Raw genomic sequence first — 19128 nt, 5'->3', positions numbered from 1 at the left:
ACCCGCTCAGCCCGCGGCCCGCTCCTTCGCGCCCTTCGACTGCACAGCGCCCTGCTTCTTGCTGCTGTTCTGCTTCTTGCCGACGCCCTGTTTCTTCACGGTGCCCTGTTTCTTGGGCCCGCCCTGCTTCTTGCTGGCACTCTGTTTCGTGGTGGTGCCCCGTGTCGTGGTGGTGCTTTGCTTCTTCGTGGTGCTCTGCTTCTTTGTGGCGCTCTGCTTCTTGGCGTCCGCAGTCCCGGCGCCCTTGCTCGCGGCCCCGCTCTTCTTCGAGCCCTTCTTCGCGGTGCTCTTCGTTCCGGCGCCCTTCTTGCCGGCGCTCTTCTTGGCCGCACCCTGTTTTGCGGTACCCTTTTTGCTGGCGCCCTTCTTCTCGCTGCCTTTCGCACGGGCCCCGTTCCCACCGCCCGCGCCCGTACCCGGCTCCTGCGCCCCGGAGCGGCGGGCCGCCACGCTGCGCTTGAGGGCCTCCATGAGGTCGATGACCTCACCGCCGGAGTCATCGTCGTCCTCCCCCAGCGTCACGGCGGTGTCGGTCGATTCGCCGCGTCCCAGTTTGTCCTCGATGAGGGCGTCGAGCTCCTCCTGGTACTCGTCGTGGAACGCCTCCGGTTCGAAGTCGGCGGAGAACTCCTCGATGAGCGAGCGGGCCATCTTCTTCTCCTGCGCACTGGGCTCGGCATCCTGCGCGGCGGTGTCCAGATCGGCCGGCCGGACCTCGTCGGCCCACAGGAGCGACTGCAGCGCGATGACCTCTCCGCGCACCCGCAGTGCGCCCAGCCGGGTGCGCGAGCGCAGCGTGAACGTGACGATGGCGGTGCGCTCGGCCTCCGCGAGCGTCTCGCGCAGCAGGGCGTAGGCCTTGGCGGACTTCGCGTCCGGCTCCAGGTAGTAGGCGCGGTCGACCATGAGCGGGTCCACCTGGGCGGCGGGCACGAACTGGGCGATGCTGATCTCGCGGCCCGCCTCGGCGGGGAGCGCGTCCAGCTCCTCATCGGTGATGATGACCGTCTCGTCACCGTCGTCATAGGCCCGGTCGATGTCCTCGTAGGCCACCTTCTTGCCGCAGATCTCGCAGCGCCGCTCGTAGCGGATGCGGCCGCCGTCCTCGTCGTGGACCTGATGGAGCTCCACGTCGTGGGACTTCCGCGCCCCGTAGAGCCTGACCGGCACGCTCACGAGCCCAAAGGCCACCGTGCCACTCCAGATTGCCCGCATTGCCCGCACTCCCCTTCACCGCCGCAACCGTGCTGACTACGCTGAGCCTAGCGGTGCGGCCCACGCCCCGCCCGCGGCCGCGGCGCACGCGCAGAACCCGCAGGAGGCAGCGCCATGCCACGATCCGATCGCCCCCGCGGCGGTTCGCGCACCGCCTCCGCCCACGCGCGGACCGTCACGATCGACGGGCACCGGCTCAAGCTGACCCACCTGGACAAGGTCCTCTACCCCGCCGCGGGCTTCACGAAGGCCGACGTCCTCGACTACTACGTGGCGGTCGCCGAGGCGCTCATCCCCCTGGCCCGGGCGCGCCCGCTCACCCGCAAGCGCTGGCCGGACGGGGTCGGAACCGCGGCGCATCCCCTGCGGCCGTTCTTCCGCAAGGCCCTCGAGGCATCCGCGCCGGCCTGGATTCCGCGCGTGTCCCAGCACCACGCCGATCACACGAGCGTCTACCCGCTGCTGGACTCCCCCGGCGTCCTCGCGTGGCTCGGCCAGCTGGCCGCGCTCGAACTGCACGTCCCGCAGTGGCGCGTGTCCGCCGAGGGCAGCGCCCTGCCGCCCGACCGCATGGTCCTCGACCTGGATCCCGGACCCGGCGCCGGGCTGGCCGAGTGCGCCGAGGTCGCCCGGCTGTGCCGCGAGATCATGCACGGCATGGGCCTTGAGCCGCTGCCCGTGACCTCCGGTTCGAAGGGCATCCACCTGTACGCAGCGCTGCCCGGTGACACGGGCGCGGAGGAGGTCAAGGAGGTCGCGCACGAACTGGCGCGCTCCCTCGCCGCCGAGCGCCCGGAGCTCATCGTCAGCGAGATGGCCACCGCACTGCGCCGCGGCAAGGTGCTCATCGACTGGAGCCAGAACAGCGCGGCGAAGACCACCGCCTGCCCGTACTCCCTGCGCGGTGGCCCCGAGCCCACCGTGGCCGCGCCCCGGACCTGGGAGGAGCTCGACGACCCGGGGCTTGCGCAGCTGGGACCCGCCGAGGTCGTCGAGCGGCTGCGCTCCGGCCTGGAGCCGCTGGCCGCGCTGGCAGGCGGGGGCGGCGACCGCCTCGACGCCTACCGCGCCAAGCGCGACGGCAGCCTCACACCCGAGCCGGTCCCGGTGGCGGGCACGCTGAGCACCTCGGGCGGCTCTGACGCGCCGAACGGCTCCGGCGCATCGAATGGCTCTGGCGTATCGCATGGCTCTGACGTATCGGATGGCTCCGACACATCGGCAGGCGCCGGCGCCTCGGCGCCCCGGAACGGCGGGGACGCGCGCAGCGGGCCCGGCGGCGGGCCGGGCCGGATCTTCGTCATCCAGGAGCACCACGCACGCGCACTGCACTTCGACACCCGCCTCGAGCACGACGGCGTGCTGGTCTCCTGGGCGGTGCCCAAGGGGCCGCCCCTGCGCCGGGGCGTCAACCGGCTGGCCGTGCAGACCGAGGACCACCCCATGGACTACGCGGACTTCTCCGGGACGATTCCCGCGGGGCAGTACGGCGCCGGCACAGTGAGCATCTGGGACACCGGCGCGCTGGAGGTGGAGAAGTGGCGCCCCGATGAGATCGTGGCGGTGCTCTTCGGCCGGCCCGACGGCGGGCTGGGCGGCGTGCCGCGGCGCTACGCCCTCATCCGCACGCGGGGCGAGGACTGGCTGCTGCAGCTCATGAAGGACCAGCCGCCGAAGGGCGCCCGGCCCCCGAGCGGACAGCCGCCGGCGGACGGACAGCCGCCGGCGAGCGCACCGTCAACGGCGAACCCACCGGACCGCGCGGACGCAGCGGACCGGGCGGACGCAGCGGACCGGGCGGTGGCACCGGGCCAGGTCGATGCACCGGACCGAGCGGGCGCGGCGGGTCATACCGCCGGTGAGGACGAGGCGGCCGGCGAGGACCGTCCCGGTGCCGCCGATTCCCGTGAAGCCCCCGCCGGGCACGCCGGGCACGCCGGGCACGCCGGGCACGCGGGGCCCGCGGCGCCCAGCGCTGGCGGCCTGCCCGCCCCCATGCTCGCCGTGGCGGAGCTCCCCGGCCCGCGCCTTGCCGCCGAACCGCGCGCCTGGGAGGCGAAGTGGGACGGCTACCGGGCCATCGCCCGGGTGGGTGAGCACGGGGTCGAGGTGCGCAGTCGCAGCGGGGCGGATCTCACCGAGCGCTTCCCCGAGCTCGCGACGCTTGCCGAGGCCGGCGCATCGGGCACGGTCGTCGACGGCGAGATCGTGGTGCTCGACTCCGACGGCCGCCCGGACTTCGCGCGCCTGCAGCGGCGGGCGGACCTCCCGGTGGCGCAGACCGCCCGGGCCGCGCAGTCGCAGCCCGTGTTCTACATGCTCTTCGATCTGCTCGCAGCCGCCGGGGAGGACCTGTGCGAACTGCCCTACGCGCAGCGCCGCGCACGGCTCGCGGACACCGTGGAGCCCGGTGGTCCCATCGCCGTCCCGGCGGGCCTGGGCGATGCCCTGCCCGCCGCGCTCGCCGCGAGCGCGGGACTGGGCCTCGAGGGCGTGGTGGGCAAGCTGCGCGAGAGCCCGTACCGGCCCGGGGTGCGCTCGCAGGACTGGGTGAAGATCAAGCACACGGCGGACCAGGCCGTGGTGATCATCGGCTGGCGGCCCGGCCGCGGCGGCCGCGCGGCCACGTTCGGCTCGCTGCTCGTCGCGGTGCACAGCGACGGCGAGCTGCGCTACGCCGGTCGTGTGGGCGCGGGCTTCGACGACCGGCAGCTGCGGACCCTGCGCACGCGCCTCGACCGCCTGCGGCGGGCCACCGCGCCGGCCACCGGCGTGCCCGCGGCGGTCGCCCGCGAGGCCGAGTGGGTCACTCCCCGGTTGGTGGGCGAGGTCCGCCACTCCGGGCGCACCGCCGGCGGCGCGCTGCGCCATCCCGTGTGGCGCGGGCTGCGCGAGGACGTGGCCCCCGACCAGGTGCAGTGGGAGATGTGATGGCCGCCCGCGCACCTCGGCGGGGCCCGCATGCCCACGGGTTTCCCAGCGGGGGCGCCTAGGCTGGGAGAGCGCCGGGGCGCGGCAGCCGCCGGGACCCGGCCATCCGAGCACCACGCACGCGCGAGGCTCCGCACAGGGACGCCCTGCCCGACCTCTCGAGGAGACCCCTTGTCCAGCGCCGCCGCCCCCGTCCACCGCTCCACGACCCCGCCCACCGGCAGGAGCCTGCTGGCCCTCCTGGGATTCGGTGCCGCCGTGCTGGCCGCCGCCGTCATCGGCGGCCTCGCCTCCGGTGGCTCGCAGCAGGTCTACTCCTCGCTCAAGCTGCCCGCCTTCGCGCCCCCCGGCTGGCTCTTCGGCCCCGCCTGGGCGCTCTTCTACGCGCTCATCGCCCTTGCCGGCTGGCTGGTCTGGCGCCACGCGGGCTTCGATTCCGCCCTGTGGGTGTGGACCGCCCAGCTCGTCCTCAACGCCGCCTGGACGCCCCTGTTCTTCGCGGCCGGAATCTACTGGCTGGCCTTCGCGGAGATCGCCCTGCTGTGGGTGGTCCTCCTCGTATGCATCGGCATGTTCTGGCGCCGCAGCCGCCCGGCCTCCCTGCTCATGCTCCCCTACCTCGCGTGGGTGACGTTCGCGGCCGCCCTCAACCTGGCGATCGCCGTCCTCAACTGATCCGCTGATCCGCGCCCGCTGGGCGTCTGGTCCCTTGGGCCCGTGCGCGGCCGGTTCGCCCGTGGGCGGCCGGCCGCACACTCGTGTCTCGCAGGGTCCGCCGACGGCGCCGGCACAGCCGGGCCGCACCTCGGGTCCGGAGGGATGCCGCGCCCCCGCCCGGGCCCCGTGGGCGCCTGACGATCCGAACGCCCCGCGGCCCCGTACGCACCTCGGTCCTGCACGGACCTCGGGTCCGAACTCCGCGCAGCCCGGCCGCAACGCTGGCCCCGCTCGGGTGAGGCCCGCCGTCCGCTGCCGACCGCCGTGCGCAAACTCGCTGCCGGTGAGCATGACGAAGGCCCCCGATCCTCATGAGGATCGGGGGCCTTCTTCTCGTGGCGGGGGAGGGATTTGAACCCTCGACCTCCGGGTTATGAGCCCGGCGAGCTACCGAACTGCTCCACCCCGCGATGCGTGTCCCACTATACGCACTCCCCGCTCGGGGGCCAAATCGAGGGGCTGTGACCTGCCCGACACCCCCCGGCGGCCCCTCGGGAACGCGGGCCGGGGCTGGTGTGCACCCGAGCCGGCGCACGCAACCCGGCCCCTGCGCGCCGCGGGCGCGGCCTCGGCCTCACCCGCGGCGCAGCCCGCGCTCCGGGACCGGGCGCAGCCTGCGCGCCATGCCCGGCCTGCGCCTCGGGCCGCGCGCGCCCGGCCCCTGAACCGGGACCGGGCGCGCCCGGGCGCTCACCCCTCGGCCGACTCGGCCTTCTCGAGGGCCTCGCGCAGGCGCTTCTGGGCCTCGCCGTACTTCGTCCAGTCGCCGTCCTTCATGGCGGCGTCGGAGTCCTCCATCGCCTTCTTCGCATCGGCGAGGCTCTTCTTGTAGTCCGCGCTGCCCTGCGCGCCCGAGGAGGACTCGCTGGCCTCGGTGCCGCCGGCCGCATCCGAGTCCTTCTTCTTGCCGGCCTGGTTCGAGTCGCCCGCATTGGCCCCGGAGTTGCCCCCGAACACCTGGTCGAGCGCCTCGTCGAGCGTGGAGGCGTAGCCGATCTTCTCGCCGAAGGCCACGAGCACGCGCTGGAGCACCGGGTAGGACGTCTCCCCCGAGGAGCGCACGTAGACCGGCTGCACGTAGAGCAGCCCGCCGGCCACCGGCAGCGTGAGCAGGTTGCCGTTCTCCACCTTCGACGAGCCCAGGCGCAGCACGTTGAGGTTCGACTGCACCTTGGGCTGGGTGTTGAAGTTGTTCTGCGCCTGGCCCGGCCCGGGGAAGGTCGTGTTGCGCGGCAGCTGCAGCAGCCGCAGCTTGCCGTAGCCCTCGCCGCGCACCCCCTTCTTCGAGCCCGCGTCCGCGGAGGCGGAGAGGAAGCCGGTGAGGTTGTTGCGCGTCTGCCCCTCGATCTGGCGCGGGATGAACGACGACGTCAGCGAGAACGACGGCTGCTGCTGGCCCGGCATCTTGAGGGTGAGGTAGTACGGCGGCTGGGTGAGGTTGTCATCGCGGGCGACCGTCGGATCGAGCGGCGACGTCCAGAAGTCCTGCTTCGTGTAGAAGGAGCCGGCGTCCTCGACGTGGTACTGCGTGAGCAGCGAGCGCTGGACCTTGAAGAGGTCCTCCGGATAGCGGACGTGGCTCATGAGATCGCCGCTCATGGAGTCGACGGACTTGAACATGTCCGGGAAGACCTTCGACCACGACTGGAGGATGGGGTCGTCCTCGTCCCAGTCGTAGAGCTCGACCTTGCCGTCGTAGGCGTCCACGGTGGCCTTGACGGAGTTGCGGATGTAGTTCGCCTGCTTCTTGGGCAGCGCCGCGTTCGCGCTGCCGCGCTGCGTGTTGGAGTCCTCCGTGGCGTCCTGGAGGACCTGCGGCTTGGAGTACGGGTACTGCGAGCTCGTCGTGTAGCCGTCGACGATCCACTTGATGCGCCCGTCCACCACGGCCGGGTACGGGTCGCCGTCGACCTGCAGGAACGGGGCGGCCTTCTCCACGCGCTCGCGCGGGCTGCGCTCGTAGAGGATCTGGGACTTCGAGTTCAGCGCGTCGGAGAGCAGGATCTGCTCGTCCTGGAACTTCACCGCGTAGAGGAGGCGGTGGAAGAGGTTGCCCACGCTGGGGCCGCCCTCACCGGAGAACGTGTTGTAGACCTGCGCACCGCCGTCCTCCTTGTCCGCCGGGTAGTCGATCTCCTGGGGCTTCGCGCCGTCCTCGGCGCCCACGATCGAATAGCGCGGCGACTGCTCGCCGAAGTACACCCGCGGCTCGTACTCGCCCAGCTCGCCCGTGGGCGGGATGTTGGCCTCGGAGAACGCGGGCTGGCCATCGGTGCCCTGGCGGTTGCCGTAGGCGGACACGACGCCGAACCCGTGCGTGTAGACGACCGCCTGATTGAGCCACGAGGCATCGGACTGCGACTGCGGGTTGAGCTCGCGCACCGCGATGACGGTGTCCTGGCTCTGCCCGTCGATCGTGTAGCGGTCGACGTCGAGCTGGGAGGGGAACGAGTAGAAGGACCGCTGCTGCTGGAGCTGGCGGAAGGTATCGGAGACGAGGTTCGGGTCGAGCAGCCGGATCGAGGCCGCCGTCTGGGCATCCGAGCGCAGCGCGCCCGAGGGCGCATCCGTCTTGGGCGTGTAGGGCACCACGTCAACGTCGTCGATCCCGTAGGCCTTGCGCGTGGCGTCGATGTTGCGCTGGATGTAGTCGCGCTCGAGGTTCTGCTCGCTCGGCATCACCTGGAACTGCTGGACCGCGGCTGGCAGCGCGATGATTGACACCGCACCCAGGACGAACAGCATGACGACCGCCACGACGGACAGCCGCCAGATGGGCCGGAACGCGTTGGCGGCCATGAGCACCGCGACCACGGCCGCGGCGATCGCGACGATGAGCATCGCCGGCAGCGTCACGTGGGCCGCCGTGTACGTGGCGCCGGTGACGAGCCCGCGCTCCGAGGTCAGGTCCGCGTAGCGCTGGACGAACAGGCGCGCGGCCTGGGCGAGGACGAGCACCGCCGCCGTGATGGCCAGGTGCACGCGGGCGGGCTTCGTCAGGTGGATTCCCCGCTCCTCCCCCGGGCGGATGCCGCCCATGAGGTAGTGGCCCACGAGCGCGGCGATGAAGGACAGCAGCGCGGCCATCCCCAGGAAGCCCAGCGCGATCTGCAGCATGGGCAGGCCGAAGACGTAGAAGGAGATGTCGTGGCCGAACTGCGGGTCCGCCTGGCCGAACGAGGTGGGGTGGAGGAAGAGCTGCGCCTCCTTCCAGCTGGCCGCCAGGGCGGTGCCGCCCAGCAGGCCCACGACGATCGGCAGCGCGATCGTGAAGACGCGCCGCAGCGGCTCGACCGCCGCGCGGTAGCGGTCGAGGTTCTCCTGCCGCGGCGTCGTGGGCGCATAGACCGGCCGCTGGCGGTGCGAGAACCACAGCGGGAACCACACGGCCGCGCCCATGAGGACGAGCCCGATGGCGAAGAGCACCGCGCGGGTCAGCCACTGCGTCGTGAAGACCTGCAGGAAGCCCGCCTGGTCGAACCACAGCACGTCCGTGTAGACCTGCGCGAACACGACGAAGAGGATGAGGAGGATCACCACGGCGATGATCGTGAGGATGAGCGGCGAGGGCCCGCGCCGCTTCGTTCGGGTGTGCTGGGTCTGCGCTGTCACGCGAGTCCTTCCGCGGTCGGGTCCGCCCGGCGGGCCGGGCGCACCTGGGGGGCCGCTGCGCGGCCGCTCACTGCCATGGGGTCGTGGGGGCTGGGCGGGCGGCGGGCGTCACTGCGCCCCGCCCGAGGTGCAGGTGGGCAGGCTGTCGGTGTCGTGCTTGCCGATGCGCTCCACCGAGGTGCGCGCGGAGTGCAGCGTGTCGATCCGCACGACCGTGATGTCCTCGCCCTGGGCGGCCTCCTGGGCCTCCGCGCAGTTGTCCTTGGGGGCCAGGAAGTACTTCGCCCCCCGCTCGGCGGCGGCCGCGACCTTCTGGCGCGCACCGCCGATGGGCGAGACGGTGCCGTCGGGGCTGATCTCGCCGGTGCCGGCGATCGGAACGCCCCCGGTCATGGCCCCGGGCGTGAGCTTGTCGACGATGGTGAGCGCGAAGATCGTGCCGGCCGAGGGCCCGCCGATCCCGCTGACGTTGTAGGTCACCCGCACGGGGAAGTCGTACTGCTGGGCAAGCCGCACGCCGATCGCCTTCTGCCCGTCCGTGTCCCGGGGGGTGAGCGTGGCACTGCCGCGCTCGGAGCCGCGCCGGTAGTCCACGGTGACCGTCGCGGAGGCGCGCACGGCGTCCTGCACGGCCTGCGCACCGGCATCGTCGCCGGTGATCTTCGTGCCGTTGACGGCCGTGATCCGGTCGCCGGCCCGCAGCTTGCCCACCGCCGGGGTGTCGGGGAGGACCTCGGAGACCGCGATCTGCGAGGTGTAGGGCTTCTTGAGCTCCGTCATCGCCGCGGCGGTGGCGGTGTCCTGCGAGCCGGCCATCTGGGCCGCGTTCTCCGAGGCCACCTCGTCGCGGGTGGTGGTCAGCGGGTAGTAGGACTCGGTCGGGATGACGGTCTGGGCGCGCTTGAGCACGGCGCCCAGCGCCTGCGAGGCGAAGACCGTGCGGCCGGGCCCGCCGGACACGCCCACGGTGAGCATGTCGAGCGAGCCCTGCGTAGGATAGGTCCGCGCCCCGCTGATGGCGATGACGTCCTTGCCGTCCTGGCTGCCGAACGTGTTGAGCACGGGGCCGGGCACCTCGATGAGATAGGGCACGGGCACCAGGGCCGCCGCGAGGACGAGGGCGTAGGTGAGCAGGCCGGAGACCATCCCGGAGTCGAGGCGCCCGCCCCGCCTGCGGCGGACCGCGAGCGATGATCCGGCCGGGCGCGCCGGGGCGTCCGCGTGTGCGCGGGCGTCGTGGGTGCTCACCAACCGCATCCTTCCAAACCGGGGTCTGCCCGAGTCTAGTTCAGAGGCACCCGGTGCGGCGAATGCCCCGGGCGCTGCCGCGCCGCCCCCGGGGCCGCGCGATCGCGCCCGGTTTCGCCCTCGACGAAACCGGGCGCGCGGCCCGCGGATTCGGAAGGTTTGACCAGGCGTCGTCGTTAGGGTGGGGAAAACGCCACCGACCCGGGGAGACGCCATGAGCGAGAACGACCGCGACAATGAGAAGCCGGATGAGAACGATCCGCTCGGCAACCTGTTCAGAATGATCTTCGGCCAGGGCGGGATGCCCGGCCAGTCGGGTGCGGGCCAGCAGTCCGGCCAGAGCGGGATGCCCGGCATGTCCGGGATGAATATCGACCCCGCGATGCTCGGCGGCATCATGTCGCAGCTCCAGGGGATGTTCTCCGGTGCGGGCGGCGGCGTGAAGACCGCCGCCGTGCGCGCCGCCGAGGCCAAGCTGCCCACGCCCGACCCGCAGCCGGGCGAGGAGGCCAAGCGCACCAGCGCGGATGCCTTCCGCGTGGCCGAGCTGTGGCTGGGCGGCGTCACCGAGGAGCCCGCAGGGGTGCCCGCCGGCCGCCCGCTCAGCCGCAAGCAGTGGGTCGAGGACTCCGCCGAGGGCTGGCTGGAGCTCGTGGGCCCCATCCGGGAGAACATGAGCGAGGCGCTGCTCGGCTCGCTCGGCGAGCAGGTGCCCGAGGAGATGAAGCCCATGCTCGCCCACGCCGGGCAGATGCTCGGGTCGATGACGGACATGATGTTCGGCGCGCAGCTGGGCGAGCTGCTCGGAGCGCTCTCCGGCAGCGTCCTCACCGGCACCGAGTTCGGGCCCTCCGTCATGCGCGGCGGCGAGCCCGTGCTCGTCGAATCGAACATCGCGGGCCAGGCCGCCGAGAGCGGGCTCGACACCGCCGAGCTGCGCATCTACCTCGCCGCCACCGAGCTCGCCCACCTGTGGCTGTTCGCCCGCGTGCCGTGGCTGGCCGGCCACGTGCGCACCGCGCTGGCGAAGTACGCCGACGGGATCGAGGTCGACACCGAGCGCATCCAGGGGATGGCCGCCGGGGGCCTCGACCCCAGCCAGCTCGAGCAGATGGGTGAGGAGCTGCGCCAGGGGATGTTCCGCCCGCAGCCCACCGCGGACCAGCGCGAGGCGCTCGAGACCCTGCAGACCGTGCTGTCCGTCATCGCGGGCTGGGCCGACGTCGTCGCCTACGCCGCGTGCGCGCAGCTCGAGCAGCGCGAGGAGATCCGCACGGCGCTGCGCGAGCGCGCCGCGGCGCAGAGCCCGGCCGATGTCGCGCTGTCCGACTTCATCGGCCTCAACCTGCAGCCGGCGCGCCTGCGCGAGGCGATCAGCCTTTTCGCCTACCTCGAGTCGACGAAGGGCGCCGAGGCCCGCGACGACGTCTTCCGCCACCCCGACATGCTGCCCACCGCCGCCGACCTCGACGATCCGCTGGGCTACTACGAGCGCCGCAGCGCCGAGTGGTCCGCCGACTCCTCGATGGACGAGGCCCTCGAGCGGCTCCTCAGCGAGGAGTCCGGCACGGGTGCCGGTGCGGCGGGGACCGCGGATTCGGGTCCCGCGGAATCCGGACGGGCCGAATCGGAGGGGTCCGGGGAACCGGAGCACTCGACGGACGAGGGCACCGGGCGCACGCACCGGGACGGCCGCTCAGGCGACGGCGGCGACGAACGGGACGAGGACCGCTGAGCGGTCCCGCCCGGGCCGTCCGCGCCGAGCTGCGCGAGGCCGCGGCCGACCTCAGGGCCACCGACCCGCAGACCGCGCGGGCATGTCGCACCCTGGCTGCAGAGCTCGCGGCCGGGCTGGGTGTCGAGCGGGAGTCCGGGCCCGCCCACGTGACGGCTAGCTGCGCCGTCTTCTCCCCGGGCTTCGACGCCGTCCTCCTCCATCTGCACCGCAAGGCGGGGGTCTGGCTGCAGTTCGGGGGCCACATCGAGTCCGCGGACGCGGGCGCTCGGGCCGCCGCGCGGCGCGAGACCGGCGAGGAATCCGGGCTGGCCGAGCTCGCGTGGCTCTCGCCGCTGCCCGTCGACGTCCACCGCCACGCGCTCGCCGGGCGCTTCGGCTCGTGCGCCGAGCACACGGACATTGTCTTCGCCGCCACGGCGGACCCGGCCGCCGCGACGCGACGCTCGGCGGAATCGGCGGGCCTGGCCTGGAGCGCCCTGGCTGAGCTGCCGGACGGCATCGCGGCCGACCTGCCCGCCCGCCTGCCGGCTATTGCCGCGCGCGCTCGGCGGCTCGCCCGTGGCTGAACCCCGCGAGGTAGATGTCCGCCTCGGCCGTGCGCTCGTAGCGCGCGACGAGGGCCTTGAACGCGGGCGAGTGGTTGGGCTCGCGCAGATGGGCGAGCTCGTGGACGAGCACCGCGTCGATGACCCACTGGGGCGCCTCCCGCAGCTGGGCTGAGACCCGGATGGCGCCCGTGGCCGTCGTGGTCGAGCCGAAGCGCTCGAGCTGCTGTTGGGACCATACGACCGAGGCCGGTGCCAGGCCGTCGTCGAAGATGCGGGCGTTGAGCACCGCGGCCCGTTCGGCCAGCGCCGCATCGGATGCCGGGCCGCGCGCCGCCCGCCGCTCCATGCGCGTGATGAGCTGCGCGATCTGCGCGCTGTTGCGCCGGGGGTCGTAGGACTGCGGGACCGCCAGGTGCCAGCGCTCGCCCCGGCGGGTCAGCGAGATCGTCTTGCGCCGCCGCGCCGAGCGGCTGATGGAGATCCCGTCCGCCGCGAGCAGCGCCCGCACCTCCTGTGCATCCATGGCGCCACCGTAGCCCCCGGCGCCCGGCCATTGGACACGGCATGTCCGCCCTGTGGCCGGTGCGTCCGACATGCGGGCCCGGCCGAAAAAATTTTGCGCTCCCGTGCATCCCGGGCGCGTCGCACGTCCCCGGGACCGCCCGCGCGCACCGCTCGGCCCGCAACGGCGGGCTCCGCCCGGCCGGTACCACGGCGGCCGGGTCCGTGCGCGGAGCGCGTGCTCCACAGCACTGTCCACAGCCCAGCGACGGCCCTGCACACCTTGTCCACACGCCATCCACAGTTCTGTGGTCGTGCGGCTTTGACGGGAGCGGCGCGCCGGCATAGTTTGAGCAGTTAGATCCGCGGAAAACCCGGAGTTCATGGGCAAGGGGAAGGCTCATGAACAGCCGCGAGCGCCTGTGGATCGTCCGCGGACGGAGGCGGTCGCAAGCCCCCCGGCACCTCGATGCCGGAGAGCCGAGCGCCTCCGTCCGCTCTGTGCGTCCACAGTTTTTCCACAGCGCTTCCGCGCGGGTGGCCGCCGGCGCCGCGCGTTCCTAGAGTGAGCCTCCCGAACAAGGGAGGCCCCGTGTACACCATCTACCGCTGCGTGCCGCTCGTATGGCGCTCCCCCGGCTGCGTTCAGTTCGGCGCCGATGACCCCGTGCTCATCGATGGGCTGCGCCCCGCGGACGCCGATCTGCTCAACCTGCTGCGGATGGGCGTCTCCGCCGCCGGGCTCTACGACGCCGCGGCGCGCTGCGGGGTGGAGCGCACCCGGGCGGCCTCGCTGCTGGCCCTGCTCGACGAGGCCGGCGTCCTCGTGCCCGTCGGGCCCCCTGCGCTCACCGGCGCCCCGCCCGGTGCCGAGGCGCTGGCGGCGCACCTGCACGCGGCACCGGCCCGCGTGGCCGAGGCGCTCTCCGCCCGCCGGGTGCGCGTCACCGGCCCCCTCGCCGAGCCGCTGGTCGCCGCCCTGCTGCGGGCCGGCCTGAGCGCGCAGGCAGTCGGCAGCGCCGAGGAGGCGGCGGCGGACCCGGACGCCCTCACCGTCCTCACGGCCGTGTGGGCCGCCGATCTGCTGGGCGCGGGCCTCCTGAGCGAGGCGGGGGCAAGCCACGCCCACGTCGTCATCGGCGAGGGCCTGGCGCGCGTCGAGCACCCCGTCGTCCCCGGCTGCACCCCGTGCACGGGCTGCCGGGTGGGCGCGCTGAGCCGGGAGGACCCCGGCTGGCTCGATGCCTGGCGGGCGCTGCGCGCCCTGCGCGCCTCGGCCGAGCGGGCGGACCCGGCCCTCGTCGCGCTGGCGCTCGCGCTCGCCGCCGCGCGCCTGCGCTCGTTCCTCGTCGCCGAGCGCCTGGACCCGGCCGATGTCACGATCGCCCTCGATGGGTCCACCACGATCGCAGCGCCCGCCTTCCACCCGGCGTGCGACTGCCGCCTGCCGCTGGCCGCGCCCGGCGCACCGGCCGCGCACCCGGCTGCGCGGGAACCGCTCCCGGTGGCCGCCGGCCCGAACCGGGCCGCCGAGCGCGCTGGCTGAGCCGGCGCGCGGGAAGCGCGAATCGGGCACCGGCCCCGGGAGCTCACACCGGGAGGCGCCGGCACCGCGGGCGGGCTCCGGGGCCTCGCAGCGGGCGCTACGAGACGAGGACTACGGGGCGGGGCTGCCGTGCACGGCGGCGGCGACGACGGCCACGACCTCGGCGCCGAACTGGCCGAGCTTGACCGGCCCCATGCCCGGCACCCGCTCGAGGTCGGCGGGTGTCTGGGGCACCACCTCGGCGATGGCCGCGAGCGTGGCGGTGGTGAAGACCATGTAGGCGGGCACGCGCAGCCGCGCGGCGGTCTCCTCCCGCCAGGCCGTGAGCGCCTCGAGCACCCGCGCATCGGCGGCCTGCGCGCAGCGCGAGCAGCGGCCCATCCGCCGCTCGGCCGCCCCGTCGAGCGGACGGGCGCAGCGCGCGCACTGCTGCTCGCGCAGCCGCGCGCCGGCCGCACCCGGGCGCCGGGCGCCCGAGCGGGCAGGCTGCGCCGCGGGGGCCCCCTGGGCCCTCCCCCGCAGCTCGCCGACGAAGCGGGAGGCCCGGCGCTGGACGCGGCTGCCGGGCTGGCGGGCCAGCGACCAGCTGAGCGTGAGCTCGTCGCGGGCCCGGGTGAGCGCCACGTAGAACAGGCGCCGCTCCTCCGCGATCTGGGCCGGCGTCGTCGCGTAAGAGATGGGCAGGAGCCCTTCCGAGAGGCCCACGATGTGCACGCTGTCCCATTCGAGGCCCTTCGCGGCGTGGACGCTGGCCAGCGTCACCCCGTCCACCGGCGGCGCGAACTGGTGCTCCCGGCGGTCCTCGAGCTCTGCGACGAACTCGGCGAGCGGGACCGGCAGCTCGCGGTCGGACTGCAGCCGGCGGGCGAGCTCCACGAGCGCGCTCAGCGATTCCCACCGTTCGCGCAGCGCCCCGCCCCGCGCGGGGCCGGCGGCGGTCCAGCCCAGCGATGCCAGCACCTCGGAGACGGCGTCCGGCAGCGGCTGGGGGGCGCGCGCCGAGCGGGCCGCGCGCAGCATCGCCATGGCCTCCTTGACCTCGCGGCGGGCGAAGTAGCGCTCGCCGCCGCGCAGCACATAGGCGATGCCGGCGTTCGCCAGCGCCTCCTCGAGGCCGCGGGACTGGCCGTTCGTGCGGAAGAGCACCGCGATGTCCGAGGCGCGCCTGCCGGCCGTGAGCTGGGCGGCGATGCGCTGGGCGATGCCCTGCGCCTCCGCCTCGTCGTCGGGGAACTCGAGGAGCGCAGGCGGCTGGCCGCCCGTGCGCGTGGGCTGGAGGACGAGGGGGCTGCGGCCCGTGTGGGCCAGCACCCGGTTCGCCGCGTCGACGATGGGGGCACGCGAGCGGTAGTTGCGCACCAGGGAGATCGTCGCCGCGTCCTCGAAGCGCTGGGGCAGGCCGAGCAGGAACGAGTCGGTGGCGCCGGCGAACGTGTAGATCGTCTGCGCGGGATCGCCCACGACGCACAGCGAGCTGCGCCGGCCCAGCCAGCGGGAGAGCAGGTCGAACTGGACCGGGGAGACGTCCTGGAACTCGTCGACGACGAAGTGGCGGTACTGCGAGTGAACCTGCGCGGCGATGTCCTCGCGGGTGGCGAGCACCCCGGTGAGGACGAGGAGGACGTCTTCGAAGTCGAGCATCCGGCCGCGGGTCTTGATCTCCCCGTAGGCGGTCATGATGCGCACCATGGCCGCGGGGTCGATGCCCTCGGGCAGCTCCCGGTCCGCGGCCAGGCCTGCGTACTCCTCCGTGCCGATCATCGACACGGCGGCGAACTCGATCTCCGCGGCGACGTCGCGCACCGTCTCCCGCTCCACCTCGAAGTCGGCTTCGGCCAGCGCGCGGGCGACGGCGCCGGCCTTCTGTGCGATGAGCTCGGGAAACGGCCCCTCCGCGAACGCCGGCCAGAAGAACCGCAGCTGCCGCAGCGCCGCGGAGTGGAACGTGCGGGCCTGCACGCCGGGCACCCCCAGGCTGCGCAGGCGCGCGCGCATCTCCCCCGCCGCCTTGGCCGTGAACGTGAGGGCGAGCACCTGCTGGGGCTCCAGGGCGCCGGTGGCCGCGGCGTAGGCGATGCGGTGGGTCATGGCGCGGGTCTTGCCGGTGCCGGCGCCGGCCAGTACGACGAGCGGGCCGATGGGGTGCTCGACGACGCGGCGCTGCTCGGGATCGAGGGCGGCCAGCAGGGCCTGTGCGTCCTTGCCGCCGGGGGCTGCGCTCATGCGCCGCCGGCCAGCCAGGCGGCGATGATCTGGCCCGCGATGGAGACCTCGCCGGGGATGAGGACGTCTTCGGCCGCCACCGCCGCGCGCAGCTCACGGCGGGTGAACCAGCGCACCTCGGACATCTCGTCGCCGTCCGGCTGCAGGTCCGCGCTGCGCGCCTCCGCGGTGAAGCCGAGCATGAGGGAGCACGGGAACGGCCATGGCTGCGAGCCCACGTAGCGCGGATTGTCGCAGTGCACACCGGCCTCTTCGAAGACCTCGCGCTGCACGGCGCGCTCGAGGGTCTCGCCCGGCTCCACGAATCCCGCGAGGATCGAGAAGCGGCGCTGCGGCCAGGCCGCGTTGCTGCCGAGCAGGATCCGCTCCTCGCCGTCCGGATCCGTGTGGACGACGGCCATGATGACGGCGGGGTCGGTGCGGGGGAAGTGCTCGGCGCCCGTGGTGGGGTCCCTGCGCACCCAGCCGCCTGCCGCGGGCTCGGTGGGCTCGCCCGTGCGCGGCGAGCGCGGGTGGGCCGCATGCCAGTTGCCCAGGGCGACGAGCGTGCAGGCCAGGCCGGCGTCGAGGTCGCTGAGCGCCAGGGCGAGCGCGCGCAGGTCGAACCACGTGGGCGCCGCGACGTCGAGGCCGGTGGCGGGCGCGTCCAGCAGGTCCTCGGCCTGGGCGCCCTGGGCGCGGGCGAGCGCCTCGTCGACCCGGGAGCGGGAGGCGTCGTCGAGGAGGAGGCCCACGCAGTCCGTGCCGTCGGCGGCCCGGCCCAGGTAGATGCGGGTGCCGCCGAGGGCGCCCAGCTCGGTGGTGAGCGGACCCGGCCCGGGGGCGGGCTCAGCAGTCGGCTGCGAGGGCTCCGCGCTGGGCTGGGCGGGCGCCCCGTCATGGGGGGCGGTCAGCTCCACCGCCTGCGGCTCCTGGAGCCGCAGGCGGTGGAGCTGGCCGCGCGAGACGAGGAGGCTGCCGCGGTGGGCGAGGACGATGACCGTGCCGGGGCGCGCGAGCACCTCGTCCAGCGCTGCGTCGGAGCCCCGATCCAGGTGGTTGCGCAGCGCCGCGCTGCGGGCGAGGCTGGCGGGGGCGAGGACGGGCAGCGGCAACATGGGGACCACGATAGCGAAGGGCGCTGACGCGGCCCGCCCGCCCAGACACGCACCGCGCGGGCGGGCCGGCCGGGTGCCCTGTCCGGGTAGATTGGGCGTGTGGATACTCTCGCCCTTCGCATCGCAGCGGCCAGCGCCCAGCTCGTCGAGGACTTCGAGCCCAGCGGCTTCGCGCCGCTGAGCGATCCGCGGGGACCCCGCCTCCTCCTCAGCGACGGGCAGCGCAGCGTCGTCGCTGCCCTGCTGGGCCCAGCGCAGGCACTCGAGGCCGCGGCCGAGCAGGTGGCCGCCGCCGTGCTGCGGGCCATCCTGCCCGACTCCCCCGTGGCATTCCCCACGGTCCTCGCCCGCCAGCCGATGCCCCGGGGCTTCATGCCGGACGAGGAAGTCGTCCTGCAGGTCAGCGAGCCGCTGCCGGGGGCGCCGGTGTCCACGCTGGACTTCCGGGAGTCGGCGCTCGCACCCTCCCTGGCCCGCTTCCTCGCGGCGCTGCACTCCGCGGACGCCGGCGGGGTCGCCGATGCCGGCCTCGTCGCGCAGGAGTCGCAGGAGATCCGCGAGGCGCTGCTGGGCGAGCTCGATCGCGGTGCCGAGACGGGCGAGGTGCCCGGTGGGCTGCTGGGCCGCTGGGAGGAGGCGCTCGAGACCGTCTCCCTGTGGCGGTTCCTGCCCGCCCCCGTCCACGGGGACCTCAGCCTCGAGGCGCTGCGCGCGCAGGACGGTGAGCTGAGCGCGGTCTCCGAGCTGGCGCGCCTGCGGGTGGGCGATCCGGCCGCCGATCTCGCCGCCGTCTCGGGGCTGCTCGATCCCGATGACTTCGATGCGTTCCTCGCCGCCTACGCCGCGGCCCGCCCGGCCGAGGACGCCGGGCTGTCCGAGCGCATCGATTTCATGAGCGAGTTCGCGGTGCTCCAGTGGTTCCTCGCCGCGGTGGACGCCGGCGACGCCGAGGCGCGGGCCGAGGCCGTGGCCCTGCTGTGGCAGCTCGCCGAGCTCACCGGCGGCACGGCCGCCTCCGGCGCGCCGGCGCGGGCCGGGGCTGCCGGGGCTGCCGGAGCTGCCGAAGCTGCCGAAGCAGAGCGAACGTCGGACGAGCATCCGTCAGCGGAGCCGTCCACGGCGGACGACCCGGGCGCAGCCGCAGCCGGGGCGCCCAGTGCTTCCGGTGCTTCCGCGGCCGGCGCGGACGGTCGAATCGACGGCACCGGCCGCGGCGCGGAGGACGGGCGAGACGGTCACGGTGAATCGCCGGCGCGGACGGGCGCCGAACCGGCGGCCCCCCACGTCACCGAGGACATCGACCGCGACCGCGCGGCGTTCCGACCGGCAGCGCCGGTGCGCCCGGCTCGCGCGGGCCGGCAGGAGGCCGGGGGCTCACACGCCGCCGGGCACGGCGCGGCGGCGCCGGGCACGTCACCCCAGGGCGCCTCGCCTCAGGGCACCGCAGCCCAGGGCACGGCTGGGCGGGGCGGGATCCCCGAGGACCCAGCCGAGGCGGAGACGGGCAGGATCGCCGGCCCGGACGAGCTCGAGCGCATCGGCTCGCCCACTGACTCCGCTGACTCCGGTGACCCCGGCGACGCGCGAACCCGTTCGTCTCTCGTGGACACCCAGCGCACCGAGCTGGGCGAGGACTTCGCAGCGGGCGACGACACGGCGCCCGTCGAGCGCCCCTGACCGGGCGAACGATTCCCCGCGAGCGGGCGGCCCCGCCCCTGACCGGGCGCGCCCCTCTCCGCCTTCGCCCGCCGC

The 19128-nt window shown here is 74.2% G+C and carries 12 protein-coding genes and 1 tRNA gene; 6 read left to right on the top strand and 7 right to left on the bottom strand.

Going from position 1 to position 19128, the window contains the following annotated elements; translation table 11 throughout:
• Nucleotides 1-6: 6 nt before the first annotated feature.
• Nucleotides 7-1191, bottom strand: coding sequence for a non-homologous end joining protein Ku (gene ku / locus BRM1_RS01100; RefSeq protein ID WP_268527307.1), 1185 nt, complete (start codon nt 1189-1191; stop codon nt 7-9).
• 138 nt (nt 1192-1329) lie between these two features.
• Here ku and BRM1_RS01095 point away from each other — a divergent pair, with 138 nt between their 5' ends.
• A complete protein-coding gene (locus BRM1_RS01095) occupies nt 1330-4146 on the top strand; it encodes an ATP-dependent DNA ligase (RefSeq protein WP_268527306.1) in 2817 nt (938 codons plus the stop codon).
• Nucleotides 4147-4317: 171 nt separating this feature from the next.
• Nucleotides 4318-4821 (top strand): TspO/MBR family protein, encoded by a 504-nt coding sequence (locus BRM1_RS01090; protein WP_268527304.1) that lies wholly within the window; start codon nt 4318-4320, stop codon nt 4819-4821.
• Between the two features lie 378 nt (nt 4822-5199).
• Here the strand turns inward: BRM1_RS01090 and BRM1_RS01085 are convergent.
• From BRM1_RS01085 to BRM1_RS01075, 3 genes are all read right to left on the bottom strand, one after another.
• Nucleotides 5200-5273: transfer RNA gene (locus BRM1_RS01085), tRNA-Met, on the bottom strand.
• 280 nt (nt 5274-5553) lie between these two features.
• Nucleotides 5554-8475, bottom strand: coding sequence for a UPF0182 family membrane protein (locus BRM1_RS01080; protein ID WP_268527302.1), 2922 nt, complete (start codon nt 8473-8475; stop codon nt 5554-5556).
• A gap of 108 nt (nt 8476-8583) precedes the next feature.
• Entirely contained in the window at nt 8584-9723 is a 1140-nt protein-coding gene (locus BRM1_RS01075) for a YlbL family protein (RefSeq protein WP_268527300.1), read from the bottom strand.
• 214 nt (nt 9724-9937) lie between these two features.
• Between BRM1_RS01075 and BRM1_RS01070 the strand changes: the two genes are divergently transcribed.
• Together BRM1_RS01070 and BRM1_RS01065 are read left to right on the top strand one after the other, a co-directional pair.
• Entirely contained in the window at nt 9938-11458 is a 1521-nt protein-coding gene (locus tag BRM1_RS01070; RefSeq protein ID WP_268527298.1) for a zinc-dependent metalloprotease, read from the top strand.
• A gap of 149 nt (nt 11459-11607) precedes the next feature.
• Nucleotides 11608-12027 carry an NUDIX domain-containing protein gene (locus BRM1_RS01065; protein WP_268527295.1) on the top strand — a complete coding sequence of 140 codons (420 nt, stop codon included), beginning with the start codon at nt 11608-11610 and terminating at the stop codon, nt 12025-12027.
• Here the strand turns inward: BRM1_RS01065 and BRM1_RS01060 are convergent.
• Nucleotides 11990-12532 (bottom strand): M48 metallopeptidase family protein, encoded by a 543-nt coding sequence (locus tag BRM1_RS01060; protein ID WP_268527292.1) that lies wholly within the window; start codon nt 12530-12532, stop codon nt 11990-11992. The two genes, BRM1_RS01065 and BRM1_RS01060, sit on opposite strands and share 38 nt — an antisense overlap.
• Nucleotides 12533-13102: 570 nt before the next feature.
• Here BRM1_RS01060 and BRM1_RS01055 point away from each other — a divergent pair.
• Nucleotides 13103-14056, top strand: coding sequence for a hypothetical protein (locus BRM1_RS01055; protein ID WP_268527290.1), 954 nt, complete (start codon nt 13103-13105; stop codon nt 14054-14056).
• A 111-nt stretch (nt 14057-14167) separates the two neighbouring features.
• Here BRM1_RS01055 and BRM1_RS01050 read toward each other — a convergent pair whose 3' ends face one another.
• Together BRM1_RS01050 and nudC are read right to left on the bottom strand one after the other, a co-directional pair.
• A complete protein-coding gene (locus BRM1_RS01050) occupies nt 14168-16279 on the bottom strand; it encodes an ATP-dependent DNA helicase UvrD2 (RefSeq protein WP_268527288.1) in 2112 nt (703 codons plus the stop codon).
• On the bottom strand, nt 16276-17376 hold the full coding sequence (nudC, locus tag BRM1_RS01045; RefSeq protein ID WP_268527286.1) for an NAD(+) diphosphatase: 1101 nt from the start codon (nt 17374-17376) through the stop codon (nt 16276-16278). Before nudC ends, BRM1_RS01050 begins: the two co-directional genes overlap by 4 nt.
• Before the next feature lie 99 nt (nt 17377-17475).
• On the opposite strand from nudC, the gene BRM1_RS01040 reads away from it, so the two are divergent.
• On the top strand, nt 17476-19053 hold the full coding sequence (locus tag BRM1_RS01040) for a phosphotransferase (protein WP_268527283.1): 1578 nt from the start codon (nt 17476-17478) through the stop codon (nt 19051-19053).
• The last annotated feature ends 75 nt before the right edge of the window (nt 19054-19128 follow it).

This window comes from Brevibacterium sp. BRM-1, from assembly GCF_026802075.1.
Classification (GTDB): Bacteria; Actinomycetota; Actinomycetes; order Actinomycetales; family Brevibacteriaceae; genus Brevibacterium; species Brevibacterium rongguiense.
This window is presented reverse-complemented; position numbering and strand designations above follow the sequence as displayed.

What these genes read in the sequence shown, in the direction of transcription:
- BRM1_RS01050 (WP_268527288.1), bottom strand. Translation starts at nt 16,279, where the DNA reads ATGAGCGCAGCCCCCGGCGGCAAGGACGCACAGGCCCTGCTGGCCGCC.
- BRM1_RS01060 (WP_268527292.1), bottom strand. Translation starts at nt 12,532, where the DNA reads ATGGATGCACAGGAGGTGCGGGCGCTGCTCGCGGCGGACGGGATCTCC.
- BRM1_RS01070 (WP_268527298.1), top strand. Translation starts at nt 9,938, where the DNA reads ATGAGCGAGAACGACCGCGACAATGAGAAGCCGGATGAGAACGATCCG.
- nudC (WP_268527286.1), bottom strand. Translation starts at nt 17,376, where the DNA reads ATGTTGCCGCTGCCCGTCCTCGCCCCCGCCAGCCTCGCCCGCAGCGCG.
- BRM1_RS01095 (WP_268527306.1), top strand. Translation starts at nt 1,330, where the DNA reads ATGCCACGATCCGATCGCCCCCGCGGCGGTTCGCGCACCGCCTCCGCC.